Below are 15,565 nucleotides of genomic sequence, written 5' to 3'. Positions count from 1 at the left end.
CGTTACCGCAAGGCCCTGGCGTGCTGGGCATCCGCCGTCGCGTCGGCCTCGGCCCAGGACTGCGGCTTGACCTTGTCGCCGGCGGCGAATTTCTGGAAACCTTCGACCACGACCTTGTCGCCGGCCTTCAGTCCGTCGGTGACGAACCAGACGCCGTCCTGCACCGAGCCGGTGCGCACCGGCTGCACCGCGATGCGGTTGTCGTCCTTGACGACGAACACCTCGCTGCCGCCACCACCGTTGCGCTGGATCGCCTGCTGCGGCACGGCGATCGCATCGGAATCGATGCCCTGGTCGATGCGGACGCGGACATACATGCCGGGCAGCAATTCGCGCTTGGGATTGCGGAACTCGCCGCGTAGCGTCACCTGACCGGTATGGGCGTCGACCTTGGCGTCGGAGAACAGGAGCTTGCCGTCGAGCGAATAGAGCGTGTTGTCGTCGAGCACGAGGCGGACTTTTGCGGCATCGGCCGCGATGCGGTCGAGATCGCCGTTCTCGAAGGCGCGGCGAAGCTGGTTCATCTCGGTCACCGACTGGGTGAAGTCGGCATAGATCGGATCGAGTTGCTGGACGGTGGCGAGATTGGTTTCGTTTTGCACCACGAGCGCACCTTCGCTGACGATCGCAGCGCCAACGACACCATCGATCGGCGCACGCACGGTGGCATAATCGAGGTTGAGCCTGGCCCGTGCGAGTTCCGCCTTGCGGCCCTCGACCTCGGCCTGGGCCTGGCGCTCGGCGGCAATCGTCTTCTCGTTCTCGGCTTCGGGCGCGGCGCGCTGGCTGGTGAGCATGGCGATGCGGCGCGCCTGCTGTTGCGCCTGCATCAGCGCGGCCTCGGCCTTCGCGAGTCCGGCCTCGCTCGCCATCACCTCGACCTCGAACGGACGCGGATCGATGCGATAGAGCGCTTCTCCCGCCTTCACCTCGCTGCCCTGACGGAACAAGCGCTCGACCACGATGCCGGACACGCGCGGCCGAACCTCCGCAACGCGTGTCGGCGCGATGCGGCCCGGCAGCTCGCGTACCACGGCGCGCGCTTGCTGCTTGACGACGACGATGCTGACGTCGGGTTCGGAAGGTTGGGTAGCGGAAACCGCGGAGCTGGATTCGTCACAGCCCGCGAGCAGCGGCGCAAGGGCCGCGAGCATCATTGCAACGCATGCCGATCGCGCTCGAAGTCCTGACATGAAGTGGGGTGCCCGGTGTTGTTGAACAAAGCAGCACGCACGGAGCAATTCCGCGCGGCTGACCCGGTCAAAATAGAATGCGCGTGCTGCGACGCAACGCATGCGGCAGGCGGCTCAATGTCACACGCGCTAGAGCGCTGAGTTCGTGGTCGTTTTCGCATCTCACTGGATTGTGAGTCCGGCTCGATGGCGGCCGACTGCGACAGAACATCGCAAGCTATCGTCACGAATCCGCGCTCATACAATTGTTGAGGACGCGGCAGATGCAGAAAAGAGACGCGATACGGTCCGACGCGGTCGAGCTTAGCTCCCGCCGTACTCCGCGTGATCATAGGCCTGCAGGATGCGGACGAAATCCGCCATGCTGGATCGATCCTGATTATCGGCCATAGCCGCAACCTGAGTATTGGACGTGGGCCGGCTCCCTTGCCAAAGCCGCACGAAGAGATCGGCGATGTTTCTCATGGCGCACTCTCCGCAACCGGTTCCGTTGCTTTTCGCTCTGTATGCGCCAGGTAGCACCGGGCACCTGGTTGAAGCCATTGCGCGCAGGTATGAAGCGAGCACACTGAGGTACGCTCGGACTACTGCATCGGTATAGCTCGACCAGACGTCGGTTTAGCCCTGAGGATTGCAGTCCCAACGATTTGGATTGGCGCTTCGCGCCAACGGCTCCCGCTATTGCGGGCGCATCGCTCGAGAAAAGCGAATTGGATCACATCTGTTCGGAAGGCAGGCTGAACTGAAACACCGCGCCACGCGGTTCGTTCGCACTGGTCCAGAGTCGCCCGCCGTGCGCCTCGATGATCGATTGGCAGATCGACAGGCCCATGCCGGTTCCGCCCGGCTTGGTGGTGTAGAAGGGCTCGAACAGGCGATCGACCATTGCCGCGTCAAGTCCGGGACCGCTGTCCCGCACGGTGACGATGACGAGACCCGATGCGTCTGCGGCCGTGCTGACCCGCAACTCCCGTCCCCCCACATCGATGCAGTTCATTGCCTCGATCGCATTGAGGATCAAGTTCAGAACGACCTGTTGCAGCTGGACACGATAGCCCCCAACGAGAGGCAAACCCGAAGCGAGGTCTGTCTGGATCAAGACACCATGCTTGAGCAGTTCGCTCCGGGCTATGGTGATCATGTCCAGGATCGCACCATTGACGTCGACGCTCTCCTTCGGCGCTGGAGTTTTCTTGATCAGGGAACGGATCCAACCGATGATCTCACCGCTCCGCCTGGCGTCCGCGACTATGGACGCGAGCGCCTGCCGAGCCCTTTCGAAATTCGGGGATTGAGATCCCAGCCAGTTCAGCGCGGCTTCTGCGTTGCAGAGCATCGCGGTGATCGGCTGACTCAATTCGTGCGTCACCGAAGCCGTGACCTGGCCCATTGCCGCTGCGCGACTGGCGTGTGTCAGTTCCGCCTGCATCTCGCGGAGCGTCTCGGCGGTTCGCTTGCGTTCGGTGATATCGCGGCTCAGACAAATGATCCGTCGCCGGCCGCCTTCGCAGAATTCCCGCATGCGGACTTCGACGGGAAACACGGAGCCGTCCTTTCGGCGATAGCGGCTCTCGAGCGTAGCGATGCCGCCGGCCCTGAGGCGCTCGCGGTTGATCCGCCAGGCCGCTTCATCCATCTCCAGATCGAAGAAAGACGCAGTCGTCCCAACCAGTTCGCAGCGGCTGTAGCCCAGGCTCTCGCAGGCATTTCGGTTCACGTCGAGCACGCTCCCGTCTTCGCAGTGGAGCATGAACGTATCGGTCGCATGGTCCACGAAGGTACGGAAGCGGGCCTCGCTCTCGATCAGCGCCTGCTCGGCGCGCTTGCGCTCCGTGATGTGGCGCCCCACACCGCGATAGCCGACGAAGCGCCCGGTCTCGTCAAAGACGGGTAGCCCGGAGACGGACACGTAGCGCTTGCCGCCATCGGGCGTCGGCCGCGCATGCTCGAAATCGCGGAACGGGAGGTGGGCGTCCAGCATCGCCCGGTGCCTGCGCCAGCCTTCTGCGTCAGGCTCCAGGTAAGGTACCTCCCAGCGCGTTCTGCCGATCTCGGCGACCGGCGGCTCGGCGAGCGTCTCGGCGAACTCCTGGCGGATGAAGCGATGCTGCGAGTCGGTTTCCCAGTACACGTCGAAGGAGAATTGCACCAGGGTGCGAAAGCGCTCCTCGCTGTCGCGCAGCGCCTCCTCGTGGCGCTTGCGCTCATTCGAATCGAGCACGTCTGACGGCACGTGAATCGGATCATGCATAATCGACTCTTGCCCAGGAGCGATGGATCAAATCAACGCATTTCTCGCACCGGATAGCGGGGCTGTCCCTCGCCCCGGAGCGGCAGTTGCCCCCGCGATCGCCAAGGATGCACGGCGGGTCGAAACCTGGCCTCATAGCGGCAATGATCGAACAGGAATATGCCTTGTGACGACTATACTTACGTATAGAAAGGCGTCTTCATTGCCCACATTGCGGGACGAACAGGTCCGTTTCGCAAACAACGCGAGCGGCGCTCGAGCTCCATCAACGCCGGCGTGTGTGACTCAGCCATGCTTCTCGTGCCGCTGATGTCGAGGCGAGAATCCCTTCTCCAAGGGCGCCCCTGAGCACCTGCGTGCCGTGAGGGTTCAGCCCCTGTGATGGACGGTCTGCAGGCCATAGACCGGCGTCGGGATGCCCTCGTAGCGTGCTTTCAACTGCAGGGAGAGGAATTGCGAGTAATGGCGCGACTGATGCAGATTGCCGCCGTGGAACCACAGGCCGTCCTGCTGCGTCGGCTTCCACATGTTGCGCTGTTCGCCCTCCCACGGGCCGGGGTCCTTGGTCGTGTTCGAGCCTAGTCCCCAGACCTTGCCGACCTTGTCGGCCATTTCCCGGCTGATGAGATCCGCAACAAAGCCGTTCATCGAGCTGTAGCCGGTGGCGTAGACGATGACATCGGCGGGCAGTTCCTTGCCATCGTCGAGCCCGACGCCATTTGGCGTAATTTCCTCGACCTGACCTGCGACCAGCTTGACCTTGCCGTCGATGATGAGCTGCGAGGCGCCGACATCGATGTAATAGCCCGAGCCGCGCCGCAGATATTTCATGAACAGTCCGGACTCATCGTCGCCGAAATCGAGCCGGAAACCGGCTTTCGTCAGGCCCGCATAGAATCCGGCGTCGTCCTCGCGGATCTTGTCGTAGACCGGCTTCTGGAGCCCAGCCAGGATCTTGTAGGGCAGCGAGGCGAAAATCAGATCAGCCTTTGCCGTGGTCATGCCGCCGCGGACGGCGCGCTCGGAATAGAGATCCGCTATCGATGCCATCAACGAATCCGAGCGCACGACATGGGTGGTCGAGCGCTGCACCATCGTCACGTCGACGCCGGCCTCGTGCAGGGCCGCGCAGATGTCATGCGCGGAATTGTTCGAGCCGATGACGACGACCTTCTTGCCCTTGTAGCGGTCGGCACCTGGATGGCGCGAGGAATGATGTTGCTCGCCCTTGAAAGTGTCCATGCCCCTGAATTGCGGCATGTTCGGCTTGGCCGACATGCCGGTCGCAAACACCAGCTGCTTCGGCTTCAGCGTGATTTCCTTGCCATTGCGCTCGACGGCCACGGTCCATTCTTTGCGGGCGTCGTCCCAGTCGGCGTGCTTGACCGTGGTACCGGTCCAGTAGTTCAGCTCCATGACCTTGGTGTACATCTCCAGCCAGTCGCCGATCTTGTCCTTCGGCGAAAATACCGGCCAGTTCTTCGGGAAGTCGATGTAGGGCAAGTGGTCGTACCAGACCGGATCATGCAGGCAGAGCGACTTATAGCGATTGCGCCAGGAATCGCCGGCACGTTCGTTCTTCTCGACGATGATGGTCGGCACGCCGAGCTGGCGCAACCGTGCGCCGAGCGCGATGCCGCCCTGGCCGCCGCCTATGATGAGCACATAGGGCTGGGTCTTGATGCCGAGCTGCTCGGCTTCTTCGTCGCGCAGCTCCTTCCAGCTCTTGGCGCCGGGATTGAAGCCGTGCCGGGCGCCGAGCGGCCGGGTGAAGCCTGCCTTTTCCTCATGACCTTTCAGCTCGACCATCGTCGTCAGAAGCGTCCAGATCTCGCCGTTCTGGAGGCGGACCAAGCCGTAGCCGCGCGCGACTTCGGTCTCGAACGAGATCCAGCACTCGGTTACGCCGCCGGCTTCAGTCGCATTTTCCCCATCGGCGATTTTCCAGTTGCGCGGCTTTGTGCGCGCAAGGCAGGAGCTGAGCATCTCCCGGACCTGATCGCGGCCTTCCATGGTCTTTATGTTCCATGTGAAGGTAACGAGGTCGCGCCAGTAGCATTCCGAAGCGAACATCGCTACGGCGGCGTCGAGATCATTTGCCGCAAGAGCCGCTTCGAATTTGTCGAGAAAGACCTGGACGCGCGCGTTGAGCGTAGTGTCGAGCATGACTTCCTCCCGGCGGGGTCGATTTCAATCCTTCTGCAAACTGGCGAAGCCAGCTTATCCCAACTATCGAATGAATCCAGACTCGCGGCGCCCGATTTCGCGGGCGGCAATCGCACTCGGCAAGATCACCTGATGTTTCGGCGGCCTAGCCGCCTCGTCTCACGCTATCGAGAAATTGCTCGCGTTCTCCAGGCGCGTATCCCTGGGAAGCTCCCGAATACGGTTCATCGTATGGTGCCGGCGGGTAGTGGATCGACGGCCCGGGTGGCACGTAGGCAAAACCCGAAGCAGGATCTGAGGCGATCGTGCCCTGATTGGGACGGACAACAGCGCGGTGCGCGTGATGCACCGTAGCCGCGTTCGCGGAGCCACGCAGGGTGATCAAAAGGCCCAGGGCCAAAATGGAACGCATTGCTTTTTCTCCAATCCACCGCCGCGCATCCCAAGGTAAGGCTCGGGTTGCATCATCCCAACGAATAGCGGCTTCACGATTGGTCACATCGGCGGCATCGCCGGGTGTGTAGGGGCGCGGGCAGTTTCCAAAGCGAGCCGACCGGGTTCAGCCGACCCGGATCTGCCGCGGGGGCGTTATTCGGACGCGCCCTCGCCCGCTGCCTTCATCCGGTAATGGCTGACGCCCCATTCGCTGCCGTCGGCGTAACCGAACAGGCCTGCGGTGGCGAGGAAGAACCAGCGCCAGCGCCGCATCCACAGCCCGGTCTCGTTGCCGTAGACCGGGCGCAAGATCGCTTCGATCGCATCACGATGCGAATCGAAATTCATCAGCCAGTCGTTTGCGGTGCGCTGATAATGCGTGCCGCTCCAGCACCATTCCTTCTCGACCTCGAACAGGTCGGCATATTGCCTGACGAGATGATGGCTCGGCATCACGCCGCCGGTGGGGAAATGCTGCGCAATCCAGTCGTCACGGTCGGTGCGATCGAACAAATACGAACCGGCGCGATGGGTGAAGATATGCATGAAGAAGCGTCCGTCGGCATCGAGCCAGGAGCGGACGTTGGTCAGGAGCTTGCGCCAGTTCATCATGTGCTCGAACATCTCGACCGAGACGATGCGGTCGAAGCGGCGGTCGGGCGTGAACACGTTCATGTCGGACGTGACGACGCGAATATTCTTGAGGCCGCGCAGCCGCGCCTCCGCCTCGATATAGTCGCGCCGCGAATGCGAGTTCGACACCGCCGTCACCTTGGCATGCGGAAACTGCCGCGCCATCCACAGCGACAGCGAGCCCCAGCCGCAGCCGAGTTCGAGGATCGACTGCCCGTCGGCAACGTCGGCATGCGCCACGGTCTGGCGCAAGGCCTCCTCTTCCGCCTCCTGCAAGGTGGTTTCGGCGGTCTTGTAGAAGCAGGACGAATATTTGCGGTTGGGGCCGAGCACCGCCGCGAAGAAGGCGGACGGCACTTCGTGGTGCTGGGTGCTGGCGGGATCGGCATGCTCGGCGATCGGTCGCAGCATCATTTGGCCGGCGAACACCGTGTCATCCGCCGCAGTGCGGCTGGCAAGGCGCGTCGCGGTGCGTGAGCACAGGCGCTGGATCGCGGCGCGGACCACGATGTCAGGCAGCGGCACGCGCTCGGCGGTGTCGATGATGGTGGAGACGAAGCTCATGAGGTCGCTCCCTTGACCGTGGCTCTGAGCAGCAGGGGGAACAGGCGCCGATTCGCACCTGACAGGCCTGGTAGCGATCGCCGGGCGCGGGGCCCGAGGCCGGCCAGCGAAGGCTGCCGGCGCCGACCATACTGGCCGAAAAGACCCGGATGATAGCGACCGGACCGGAATTGCCGGTCCGCTCCCACACACCCGAACGTTACTGGAATCACAGGCGAGAGCGCGTGAAACGCCCTGAGACAGGTCGTCATGCAAAAAATCCGACTTTGAGTCTTCGGGAACGCCGGAGTTTTACAAAATACCAAAGCTTCAAAGCCCGGTTTCAGCTTTAGGTTCCCCGCTTAGTACCGAAATCGGCCCCTTCCCGCTTTTTTTGGGCTGGCTCTGTGCCATAGTGCGAGCCGCAATTTGAAGTTTCGCAACGGATGACATCGGCCATGAAGCCTGGCAGTTCGCCCCGCTCCCCCATGGACATCGACTACATCAAACTGTCCTCCCCCAGCGTGTTCCTGGTGCGGATGCTGGTGTTTCTGGTGCTCTGCGCGCTGGTCGGGGTCGTGCTCTACAAGCAGATCATCACCGCCTTCTTCGCCAATCCCGGGCTGAACGCCCTGATCGGCGGCGTGCTGTTCATCGGCATCATCCTGGCCTTCCGCCAGGTGATCCGGCTCTATCCCGAGGTCTCCTGGGTCAACAATTTCCGTATCGCGGATCCCGGCCTGGCGCCGTCGCGCCATCCGCGCCTGCTGGCCCCGATGGCGGCGATCCTCGGCGGCGAGCGGTCCGGACGGATGAGCATCACCCAGCAGACCATGCGGCACCTGCTCGATTCGATCGCGACCCGCCTGGACGAGGCCCGCGACATCTCCCGCTACATGACCGGGCTATTAGTCTTCCTCGGCCTGCTCGGCACCTTCTGGGGCCTGATCGAGACGGTCGGCTCGGTCGGCAAGGTGATCGACGGGCTGAAGGTCGGCGGCGATGCCGGCGCTCTGTTCGACACCTTGAAGGAAGGCCTCGCCGCGCCGCTCGGCGGCATGGGCATCTCGTTCTCCAGCTCGCTGTTCGGCCTTGCCGGCTCGCTGATCCTCGGCTTCCTCGACCTGCAATCGAGCCAGGCGCAGAACCGCTTCTACACCGACCTCGAAGACTGGCTCGCCACCACCGTGCGCGAATATGGCAGCGGCGAGGCCGTAGCCGTCGCCAGCGGCGGTGGCGGTGGCGGTGTGGCATCCGGCGAACTCCAGGCCGCGGTGGAACGGCTGCGCTCGGTGCTCGAGGAAGGCAGCGGCAGCCGCGGCACGACCGCGGCGATGGCAAGCCTCGCCGAGGCCATCCAGGCCCTCGTCTCGCATATGCGCACCGAGCAGCAGATGATTCGCGAATGGGCCGACGGCCAGGGCGAGCAGAACCGCGAGATCCGCCGCCTGCTCGAGCGCCTCGCGCGCCAGCCGGAGAAGAGTTGAGGATCTAGTAGCTGGATGAAATTAGATCGGGTCGCAAACCGCGAAGGAGGCGCGCTCCCTCCCCCGCTTGCGGGGGAGGGTTGGGGAAAGGGTGTCTCCGCAATCGTGAACCCCCAAGAGGAGAGAGCCCTCACCCGGCGCTTCGCGCCGACCTCTCCCGCAAGCGGGAGAGGTGCAGCGAGTTTGCGGCTCGGTCGAGCTGACCTGAAGGCATCAAACATCTCTAGCATTTGAGAGGCGACCATGGCTCTTGCCCGCGCCCGTCGCAGCGACGGCCCCTTCAATTACTGGCCCGGTTTCGTCGACGCGCTGTCGACGCTGGTGCTGTCGATCGTGTTCCTGCTTTCGGTCTTCCTGGTCGTGCAGTTCTTCCTGTCGCAGGAGGTCACCGGCAAGGACAAGGCGCTGGAGCAGCTCAATGCCAAGATCGCGCAACTCAACGAGCTGTTGTCGCTGGAAAAGCTCGGCAAGCTCAGCCTCGATGACCAGGTCTCACAGCTCAAGGCCGGCCTCGCCTCGGCCGAGACCGAGCGCGACCGCCTGAAGGGGCTTTATGAGGGGCTCGCGAATGCCGGCAACGACGCGCAGGGCAAGACGACCGAGCTCAGCAAGGCGCTGGACTCCGAGAAGCAGGTATCCGCGCGCGCGCTCGCGCAGATCGAGGTGCTGAACCAGCAGATCAGCGCACTGCGGCGGCAACTGGCTGCGCTGGAGGAAGCCCTCGACGCGTCCGAGAAGCGCGACAAGGAATCGCAGACCCGGATTGCCGATCTCGGCTCACGCCTCAACGTCGCGCTGGCCCAGCGGGTGCAGGAATTGTCGCGCTACCGCTCGGAATTCTTCGGCCGCCTGCGCGCCATCCTCGGCAACCGACCCGACATTCGAATCGTCGGCGACCGCTTCGTGTTCCAGTCCGAAGTGTTCTTCGACACCGGACAGGCGACGCTCCTGCCCGAGGGTCGCACCGAGCTCGACACGGTCGCGAACGCACTCAACGAGCTCAACGGCAAGATCCCGAGCGAGATCCCCTGGGTGCTGCGCGTCGACGGCCACACCGACGTGCGGCCGGTCACCGGTGCCAACTTCAAGTCCAACTGGGAATTGTCCTCGGCCCGCGCCATCTCGGTGGTGCAATACCTGATCTCGCTCGGCGTGCCCGCCGACCGACTGGTCGCCGCCGGCTTCGCCGAATTCCAGCCGCTCGACACCGGCAACACCGAGGACGCCTTCAAGCGCAACCGCCGCATCGAGCTGAAGCTGACGGAGCGGTAGTGGTGCCGAATACGTCACAGGTCGTCATTGCCGGGCTTGACCCGGCAATCCATCGACAACGAGTCTTGCGAAGCGGATGGATGCCCGGATCAAGTCCGGGCATGACGAGTGAATTGCGATGACTCGCCCCCTCCACCTCCGCCCCTATCGCGCCGAGGACGAAGCGGCGGCGATCGCGCTGTGGCATCGCACCTGGCAGCAGGCCTATCCGCAGATCGACTTCGCGGCGCGGCTGGACTGGTGGCGCGAGCGCTGGCGCAAGGACCTCGTGCCGAAGGCGGCGATCGTCGTCGCCGAGCAGGATGATGGTGCGCTGATCGGCTTCGTCACTATCGACGGCGCAGGCTATCTCGACCAGCTCGTGGTCGATCCCGGACAATGGGGTTCGGATGCCGCGCGGCTTCTCGTGGATGACGCCAAGCGTCTCTCACCCACCGGCGTCACGCTGCTCGTCAACAAGGACAACACCCGCGCCATCCGCTTCTACGAGCGCAGCGGATTTGCGCACGCGGGTGACGATGTGAACCCGACCTCGGGCCGGCCGGTGCTGCGGATGGAGTGGAAGCCGTAGGCGCCGCGGCCAACCCACGCTCAGCCGTCATTGCGGACGTAGCGAAGCAATCCAGAGTCCCACCGCGGCGACAGCCTGGATTGCTTCGCTACGCTCGCAATGACAGGAAGTTGAGGCACTTACGGCTCGCCGCCGGCGACAGCCGTTTCTACTTTGCATGGGGTTGTTTTCGACATCTTTAGTCGGGAGCCCCTCACGCCCCCTCGAACTGCAACCTCGCCAGCCTGGCATAAAGCCCGTTCACGGCCACAAGCTCGGCATGCGTGCCCTGCTCGACGATCCGGCCCTGGTCCATCACCAGGATGCGGTCGCACGACAGCACCGTTGCGAGGCGATGGGCGATCACGATCGTGGTGCGATGGCTCATCAGTTCTTCGAGCGCTGTCTGGACCAGCGTCTCGCTTTCCGCATCCAGCGACGATGTCGCCTCATCGAGCAGAAGCAGCGGCGCATCGCGCAGGATCGCGCGCGCGATCGCGATGCGCTGGCGCTGGCCGCCGGACAGCGTCACGCCGCGCTCGCCGAGCGGGGTCTCGAAACCCTCCGGCAGGCGGCGGATGAACTCGGCGGCATGCGCGAGCTCGGCGGCACGCTCGACCTCGGCATCGGTCGCATCTGGCCGGCCGAAGCGGATGTTCTCGCGGGCGGTGGCGGCGAACACCACCGATTCCTGCGGCACCAGCGCGATGCGGGCGCGCAGCTCGCGCGGATCGGCCGATTTTACCGGTACGCCGTCGAGCGCGATCGCGCCCAGCACCGGATCGTAGAACCGCAGCAGGAGATGAAACAGCGTGCTCTTGCCGGCGCCGGAGGGGCCGACGATCGCGACCTTCTCGCCGGGGCGCACGTTGAGCGAGACGCTGTCGAGCACCTTGACGTCGGGCCGCGCCGGATAGGCAAAGCTCACTCTGTCAAAGCCGACCTCGCCGCGCGCGGGAGACGGCAGCGCACGCGGCATCGCCGGTGCCGTGATCTCCGGCTGCACGTGCAGGATCTCGAACAGGCGCTCGGCGGCGCCGGAGGCTGCGGCGACCTCGCCCCAGACCTCGCTGAGCTGGCCAAGGCCGGCCGCTGCAAATGCCGCATAGAGCACGAACTGGCCGAGACGGCCCGGCGTGATGGATCCGATCAGCACGTCATGCGAGCCGATCCAGAGAATCGCGACCACGCTCGTGAACACGATGAAGATGATGATGGCGGTCAGCACCGCGCGCGCCTGCGTCGAGGTGCGTGCCGCCTCATAGGCCTGCTCGACCTCGCTGCCGAAACGCTTTCCGGCGAGCTGCTCGCTGGTATAGGCCTGCACGGTGCGGATGGCGCCGACCAGCTCGGAAGCATAGGCCGAGGCATCGGCGAGCGTATCCTGTGCGTTGCGCGACAGCCGCCGCACCCAGCGCCCGAAGGCGACCAGCGGCAGCACGATCAGGGGAATAGCGAGCAGAACGAAGCCGGAAAGGCGCGGGCTCGTGATCACCATCATCGCGACGGCGCCCAGAAACATCATCATGTTGCGCAGCGCGATCGACACCGAGGCGCCAACCGCAGACTTGATCTGGGTGGTGTCGGCGGTGAGCCGCGAGACCAGCTCGCCGCTGCGTGCGCTGTCGAAAAAGGTCGGCGAGAGCGAGAGCAGATGGCCGAACACGTCGCGGCGAAGATCGGCGACGATGCGTTCGCCGATCGTCATCACGAGATAGTAGCGCGCAGCGCTTGCCAGCGCGAGCACCGCGACGACGGCGATCATCACCGAGAAGTAGCTGTTGATCAGCGCGATGCCTTCCGGCGTGAAGCCGAAATCGATCATCCGCCGCACTGCGACCGGAACCAGCAGCGTGGTCAGCGCGGCAATCGTCAGCGCGACAAAGGCGAGCGCGGCCCGTCCGCGATAGCGGTTCACATAGGGTGCGAGCGCCATCAGCGGGCGCAGCTTTGCCCGGCTCTTGGCCGGCTGCTCGATCAGCTCGACTTCGATCGATGGAGTGTCCGCGGCGTTCATCTCGCCCTGATCGGCATACCGGTCATCAAGCCGTTCCACTGCACTCATGAGATCCGACCCATTGGATTGGTCCGCCTCCAATAGGCTGGTGCACGGGGAGTGGCAAATCCGGGATGTCCCCTAGGGGCAAGCCCGGTTCGGTCATCCCGCAATGGCTTGTTTTGCGAGGTTTCGTGGGGTATAGAGCCGCCCAAATCCGTCATTCGCTAGCCACTCAATGAGGCGCCGGGGCGCCGAGGAATTGCCATGAAAGCCGAGATTCACCCGAATTATCATACGATTACCGTCGTGATGACCGACGGCACCGAGTACCAGACCCGCTCCACCTGGGGCAAGGAAGGCGACAAGCTCCAGCTCGACATCGACCCGAAGTCGCACCCGGCCTGGACCGGTGGCTCCGCCCAGATCATGGACCGCGGCGGCCGCGTCTCGCGGTTCCAGAAGAAGTTCTCGGGCTTCCTCAAGAAGGATTGATCCGGCCGATCAGGCCGCGACGAAAAACGCCCCTGGGAAACCAGGGGCGTTTTTGTTTTGGGCCGCGCTTCGCAGCTCTCTGACCCGTCATCCTGAGGCGCCGGAGCGAAGCGAAGGCCTCGAAGGATGAACGGCCACGGATGCAGCCGGGCCGTCGCCCTTCGAGGCCCGCTTCGCGGGCACCTCAGGGTGACGGTTAGAGTTCAGCTTACCCCTCGAACGCGGCCTTGAGCGCGTTGAGCTGGGGCACCAGGGGATTGCCGATCGGCATGCGGTCCGCTGGCGGTGTGTGGATGCTGGTGTCGAGGCGACGCACCCGCGTTTGCAGGTTCATCGAGCGGGTGATCAGGTCCTGCAATTGCTGCGGCAGCTTCTCGATCGTATCGGTGGGGCCGGGATCGGCCGCGGTCAGCTTGACCTTGGTCTTCTCGCGGTTGGCCTGGACCAGCGTCATCTCGCCTTCCTTCACCGCACGGTGCAGCAGCAGCCAGGATGCGAGCTGCATCAGGCGGGTGGTGAGGCGCATGCTTTCGGTCGCGTAGGTCAGGCTGACGGCGCGGTCGAGCGCCTTGGCCTCGGTCCGGCCGGCGCCGTCGAGATAGGCGGCGGTCTCCTCGACCAGGTCCATGCCTTCGCGGAACAATGCGCTGAACGCCGCCGAATTGGTGAACCGTTCGCTGAGTTGAACGAGAGCGCCGTCAGCTTGCAAACGTTCCATGGTTAACGCCCCTTACGCAACTGCTTACCATCCGGCTTTGGCGCCGGCTTATGATGAACAAATCATTGCGCGTGCGCCTCGCGGAGTCCAGCAGCAACCGCGTTTATGGTTTCCGCACCTCGTTGCACCAAGGCGGGACACGCAAGAGGGAAAACAAGGGCAAAAAAAGAGCCGCCGGAGACCGGCGGCTTTGAAAGTTGATAACAGGGAGGCGTCAAACAGAGTGGACAGGAGCCACTCGGTGTCCAAACGAGGACGGTTCCAGTCATAAAGGCGAAAGCTTAATCGACCGTAAACGAGCGATTTTTTTGAGAGTTCGTTAGCCATGTCGGCCATTGGCCGACGGGTGCTCCCATGCCCGGACGCGGTCCGGCACGAAGTGCTGCACCTCTGGGCCACGGCCAGCGTTTGGACCGGCACGAGAGATTCTACGACTTGAAAATGCTGTTCGCGGCGTCGCGCGAGGCGCGCTTCCTGGTTGCCGCTTCCTCGAGCCTTGCAACCTCGGATTTCAGCAGTGAAATGCGCTCGGTCAATTCCTCGACCGATAACAGTGAGAGGTCCTGTCCGATCTCGTGAGTGACCTTCTTGCGCGGCCGGTCGTCGTCGTCCATCGCCATCGTCGCTCCTCCATCACAACCGAGGCTGAAGCGGTTGCCAGCGCGTGGCCCGCTGGCTAATCAATTGCCTCGTTCATTCCTGCGGCCCAGGGACAATCAAGGACAAATCATGGAAAAGCTGCCTGCGCAAATGACCGTGGTCGCGATCTCCAAGCCCGGCGGGCCGGAGGTGCTCGTGCCGGAGCAGCGTGCAGTGCCGCAGCCGGGTCCCGACGAGATCCTGATCAAGGTGATGGCTGCCGGCGTGAACCGGCCCGACGTGGCTCAGCGCTCCGGCGCCTACCCGCCGCCGCCCGGCGCCAGCGATTTGCCGGGACTGGAGGTCGCGGGCGAAGTCGTGGCTGTCGGCAGCAACGCAAAGCGACACAAGATCGGCGACAAGGTGATGTCGCTGGTCGCAGGCGGCGGCTACGCGCAGTACTGCATCGCCCAGGACGCCCAGGCCATGAGCGTGCCGCCAGCGCTGTCGATCAAGGAAGCCGGCGCGCTGCCGGAAACACTGATGACAGTCTGGCACAACGTGTTCGAGCGCGGCGGGCTGAAGGCTGGCGAGACGCTTCTGGTCCATGGCGGATCCTCAGGCATCGGCACCATGGCGATCCAGCTTGCCAAAGCGTTCGGCGCGAAAGTGATCGTCACCGTCGGCTCGCAGGACAAGATCGATGCCTGCCTCAAGCTCGGGGCCGACCGGGCCGTCAATTACAAGAACGAGGACTTCGTCGCTGTGGTCAAGGCGGAGACCGGCAATGCCGGCGCCAACCTGATCCTCGACATGGTCGCCGGCGACTATGTCGACCGCAACTATGATGCCGCCGCGGTCGACGGCCGCATCGTGCAGATCGCAACCCTCAACGGCCCCAAGGTCAACGTCAACATCGCCAAAGTCATGGTGAAGCGCCTGACCCATACCGGCTCGACGCTGCGCCCCCGTAGTAATGCGGACAAGGCAGCGATGGTGGCGGCAATCGAGGCCAAGGTGATGCCGCTCTTAAGCGAAGGCCGCATCAAACCGCTGATGGACAGCACTTTCCCGCTGGAAAAGGCGGTGGATGCGCATCGACGGATGGAGACGAGCGCACATATTGGCAAAATTGTGTTGGAGGTCTAGCCCGCACGATCCGCAAGCGAGGCGGAAACCCTTTGATTTTCCTCGCTTTCGTGGCATCTATCGCGAAGCGCCGAACCATCTCGTTCCGTTCGGAAATG

Annotated in this window: 13 protein-coding genes; 5 read left to right on the top strand and 8 right to left on the bottom strand. The window is 63.8% G+C overall.

Going from position 1 to position 15,565, the window contains the following annotated elements:
- Positions 1 to 2: 2 nt before the first annotated feature.
- The 5 genes from ACV1FX_RS14750 to ACV1FX_RS14730 all read right to left on the bottom strand — a co-directional run bounded on the left by ACV1FX_RS14750 (position 3) and on the right by ACV1FX_RS14730 (position 7,242).
- A complete protein-coding gene (locus ACV1FX_RS14750; RefSeq protein ID WP_473118284.1) occupies positions 3 to 1,193 on the bottom strand; it encodes an efflux RND transporter periplasmic adaptor subunit in 1,191 nt (396 codons plus the stop codon).
- Between the two features lie 303 nt (positions 1,194 to 1,496).
- Entirely contained in the window at positions 1,497 to 1,658 is a 162-nt protein-coding gene (locus ACV1FX_RS14745) for a hypothetical protein (protein WP_473118283.1), read from the bottom strand.
- Positions 1,659 to 1,908: 250 nt separating this feature from the next.
- Entirely contained in the window at positions 1,909 to 3,444 is a 1,536-nt protein-coding gene (locus ACV1FX_RS14740) for a PAS domain-containing sensor histidine kinase (RefSeq protein WP_473118282.1), read from the bottom strand.
- Positions 3,445 to 3,813: 369 nt separating this feature from the next.
- Positions 3,814 to 5,610, bottom strand: coding sequence for a flavin-containing monooxygenase (locus ACV1FX_RS14735; RefSeq protein WP_473118281.1), 1,797 nt, complete (start codon positions 5,608 to 5,610; stop codon positions 3,814 to 3,816).
- Between the two features lie 588 nt (positions 5,611 to 6,198).
- Positions 6,199 to 7,242: an SAM-dependent methyltransferase gene (locus ACV1FX_RS14730; RefSeq protein WP_473118280.1), complete on the bottom strand. Its 1,044-nt coding sequence runs from the start codon at positions 7,240 to 7,242 to the stop codon at positions 6,199 to 6,201.
- 437 nt (positions 7,243 to 7,679) lie between these two features.
- Between ACV1FX_RS14730 and ACV1FX_RS14725 the strand changes: the two genes are divergently transcribed.
- The 3 genes from ACV1FX_RS14725 to ACV1FX_RS14715 all read left to right on the top strand — a co-directional run bounded on the left by ACV1FX_RS14725 (position 7,680) and on the right by ACV1FX_RS14715 (position 10,551).
- Positions 7,680 to 8,708 (top strand): flagellar motor protein MotA, encoded by a 1,029-nt coding sequence (locus ACV1FX_RS14725; RefSeq protein WP_473118279.1) that lies wholly within the window; start codon positions 7,680 to 7,682, stop codon positions 8,706 to 8,708.
- Positions 8,709 to 8,951: 243 nt separating this feature from the next.
- Complete coding sequence (locus ACV1FX_RS14720; RefSeq protein ID WP_473118278.1) at positions 8,952 to 9,980, top strand: peptidoglycan -binding protein; 1,029 nt, start codon at positions 8,952 to 8,954, stop codon at positions 9,978 to 9,980.
- A 118-nt stretch (positions 9,981 to 10,098) separates the two neighbouring features.
- Entirely contained in the window at positions 10,099 to 10,551 is a 453-nt protein-coding gene (locus ACV1FX_RS14715; protein ID WP_473118277.1) for a GNAT family N-acetyltransferase, read from the top strand.
- Positions 10,552 to 10,744: 193 nt separating this feature from the next.
- Here ACV1FX_RS14715 and ACV1FX_RS14710 read toward each other — a convergent pair whose 3' ends face one another.
- Positions 10,745 to 12,595 (bottom strand): ABC transporter ATP-binding protein/permease, encoded by a 1,851-nt coding sequence (locus tag ACV1FX_RS14710; protein ID WP_473118276.1) that lies wholly within the window; start codon positions 12,593 to 12,595, stop codon positions 10,745 to 10,747.
- Between the two features lie 198 nt (positions 12,596 to 12,793).
- Here ACV1FX_RS14710 and rpmE point away from each other — a divergent pair, with 198 nt between their 5' ends.
- Positions 12,794 to 13,021 carry a 50S ribosomal protein L31 gene (rpmE, locus tag ACV1FX_RS14705; RefSeq protein WP_027521816.1) on the top strand — a complete coding sequence of 76 codons (228 nt, stop codon included), beginning with the start codon at positions 12,794 to 12,796 and terminating at the stop codon, positions 13,019 to 13,021.
- Positions 13,022 to 13,229: 208 nt separating this feature from the next.
- Here rpmE and rcdA read toward each other — a convergent pair whose 3' ends face one another.
- The gene (gene rcdA / locus ACV1FX_RS14700) at positions 13,230 to 13,739 is read right to left on the bottom strand and encodes a protease adaptor protein RcdA (protein WP_473118275.1); all 510 of its coding nucleotides are present in this window, start codon (positions 13,737 to 13,739) and stop codon (positions 13,230 to 13,232) included.
- A 428-nt stretch (positions 13,740 to 14,167) separates the two neighbouring features.
- Positions 14,168 to 14,359, bottom strand: a complete 192-nt coding sequence (locus ACV1FX_RS14695; RefSeq protein ID WP_473118274.1) for a DUF1192 domain-containing protein — start codon at positions 14,357 to 14,359, stop codon at positions 14,168 to 14,170.
- A gap of 109 nt (positions 14,360 to 14,468) precedes the next feature.
- Between ACV1FX_RS14695 and ACV1FX_RS14690 the strand changes: the two genes are divergently transcribed.
- The gene (locus ACV1FX_RS14690) at positions 14,469 to 15,467 is read left to right on the top strand and encodes an NAD(P)H-quinone oxidoreductase (protein ID WP_473118273.1); all 999 of its coding nucleotides are present in this window, start codon (positions 14,469 to 14,471) and stop codon (positions 15,465 to 15,467) included.
- The last annotated feature ends 98 nt before the right edge of the window (positions 15,468 to 15,565 follow it).

This window comes from Bradyrhizobium ingae (assembly GCF_055791185.1).
This window is presented reverse-complemented; position numbering and strand designations above follow the sequence as displayed.

Bases quoted from the DNA above. Each gene is read 5' to 3' on its own strand.
- ACV1FX_RS14715 (WP_473118277.1), top strand. From the start codon at position 10,099: ATGACTCGCCCCCTCCACCTCCGCCCCTATCGCGCCGAGGACGAAGCG.
- ACV1FX_RS14690 (WP_473118273.1), top strand. From the start codon at position 14,469: ATGGAAAAGCTGCCTGCGCAAATGACCGTGGTCGCGATCTCCAAGCCC.
- rcdA (WP_473118275.1), bottom strand. From the start codon at position 13,739: ATGGAACGTTTGCAAGCTGACGGCGCTCTCGTTCAACTCAGCGAACGG.
- ACV1FX_RS14745 (WP_473118283.1), bottom strand. From the start codon at position 1,658: ATGAGAAACATCGCCGATCTCTTCGTGCGGCTTTGGCAAGGGAGCCGG.
- ACV1FX_RS14735 (WP_473118281.1), bottom strand. From the start codon at position 5,610: ATGCTCGACACTACGCTCAACGCGCGCGTCCAGGTCTTTCTCGACAAA.
- ACV1FX_RS14750 (WP_473118284.1), bottom strand. From the start codon at position 1,193: ATGTCAGGACTTCGAGCGCGATCGGCATGCGTTGCAATGATGCTCGCG.
- ACV1FX_RS14710 (WP_473118276.1), bottom strand. From the start codon at position 12,595: ATGAGTGCAGTGGAACGGCTTGATGACCGGTATGCCGATCAGGGCGAG.
- ACV1FX_RS14740 (WP_473118282.1), bottom strand. From the start codon at position 3,444: ATGCATGATCCGATTCACGTGCCGTCAGACGTGCTCGATTCGAATGAG.
- ACV1FX_RS14725 (WP_473118279.1), top strand. From the start codon at position 7,680: ATGAAGCCTGGCAGTTCGCCCCGCTCCCCCATGGACATCGACTACATC.
- ACV1FX_RS14730 (WP_473118280.1), bottom strand. From the start codon at position 7,242: ATGAGCTTCGTCTCCACCATCATCGACACCGCCGAGCGCGTGCCGCTG.
- rpmE (WP_027521816.1), top strand. From the start codon at position 12,794: ATGAAAGCCGAGATTCACCCGAATTATCATACGATTACCGTCGTGATG.
- ACV1FX_RS14695 (WP_473118274.1), bottom strand. From the start codon at position 14,359: ATGGCGATGGACGACGACGACCGGCCGCGCAAGAAGGTCACTCACGAG.
- ACV1FX_RS14720 (WP_473118278.1), top strand. From the start codon at position 8,952: ATGGCTCTTGCCCGCGCCCGTCGCAGCGACGGCCCCTTCAATTACTGG.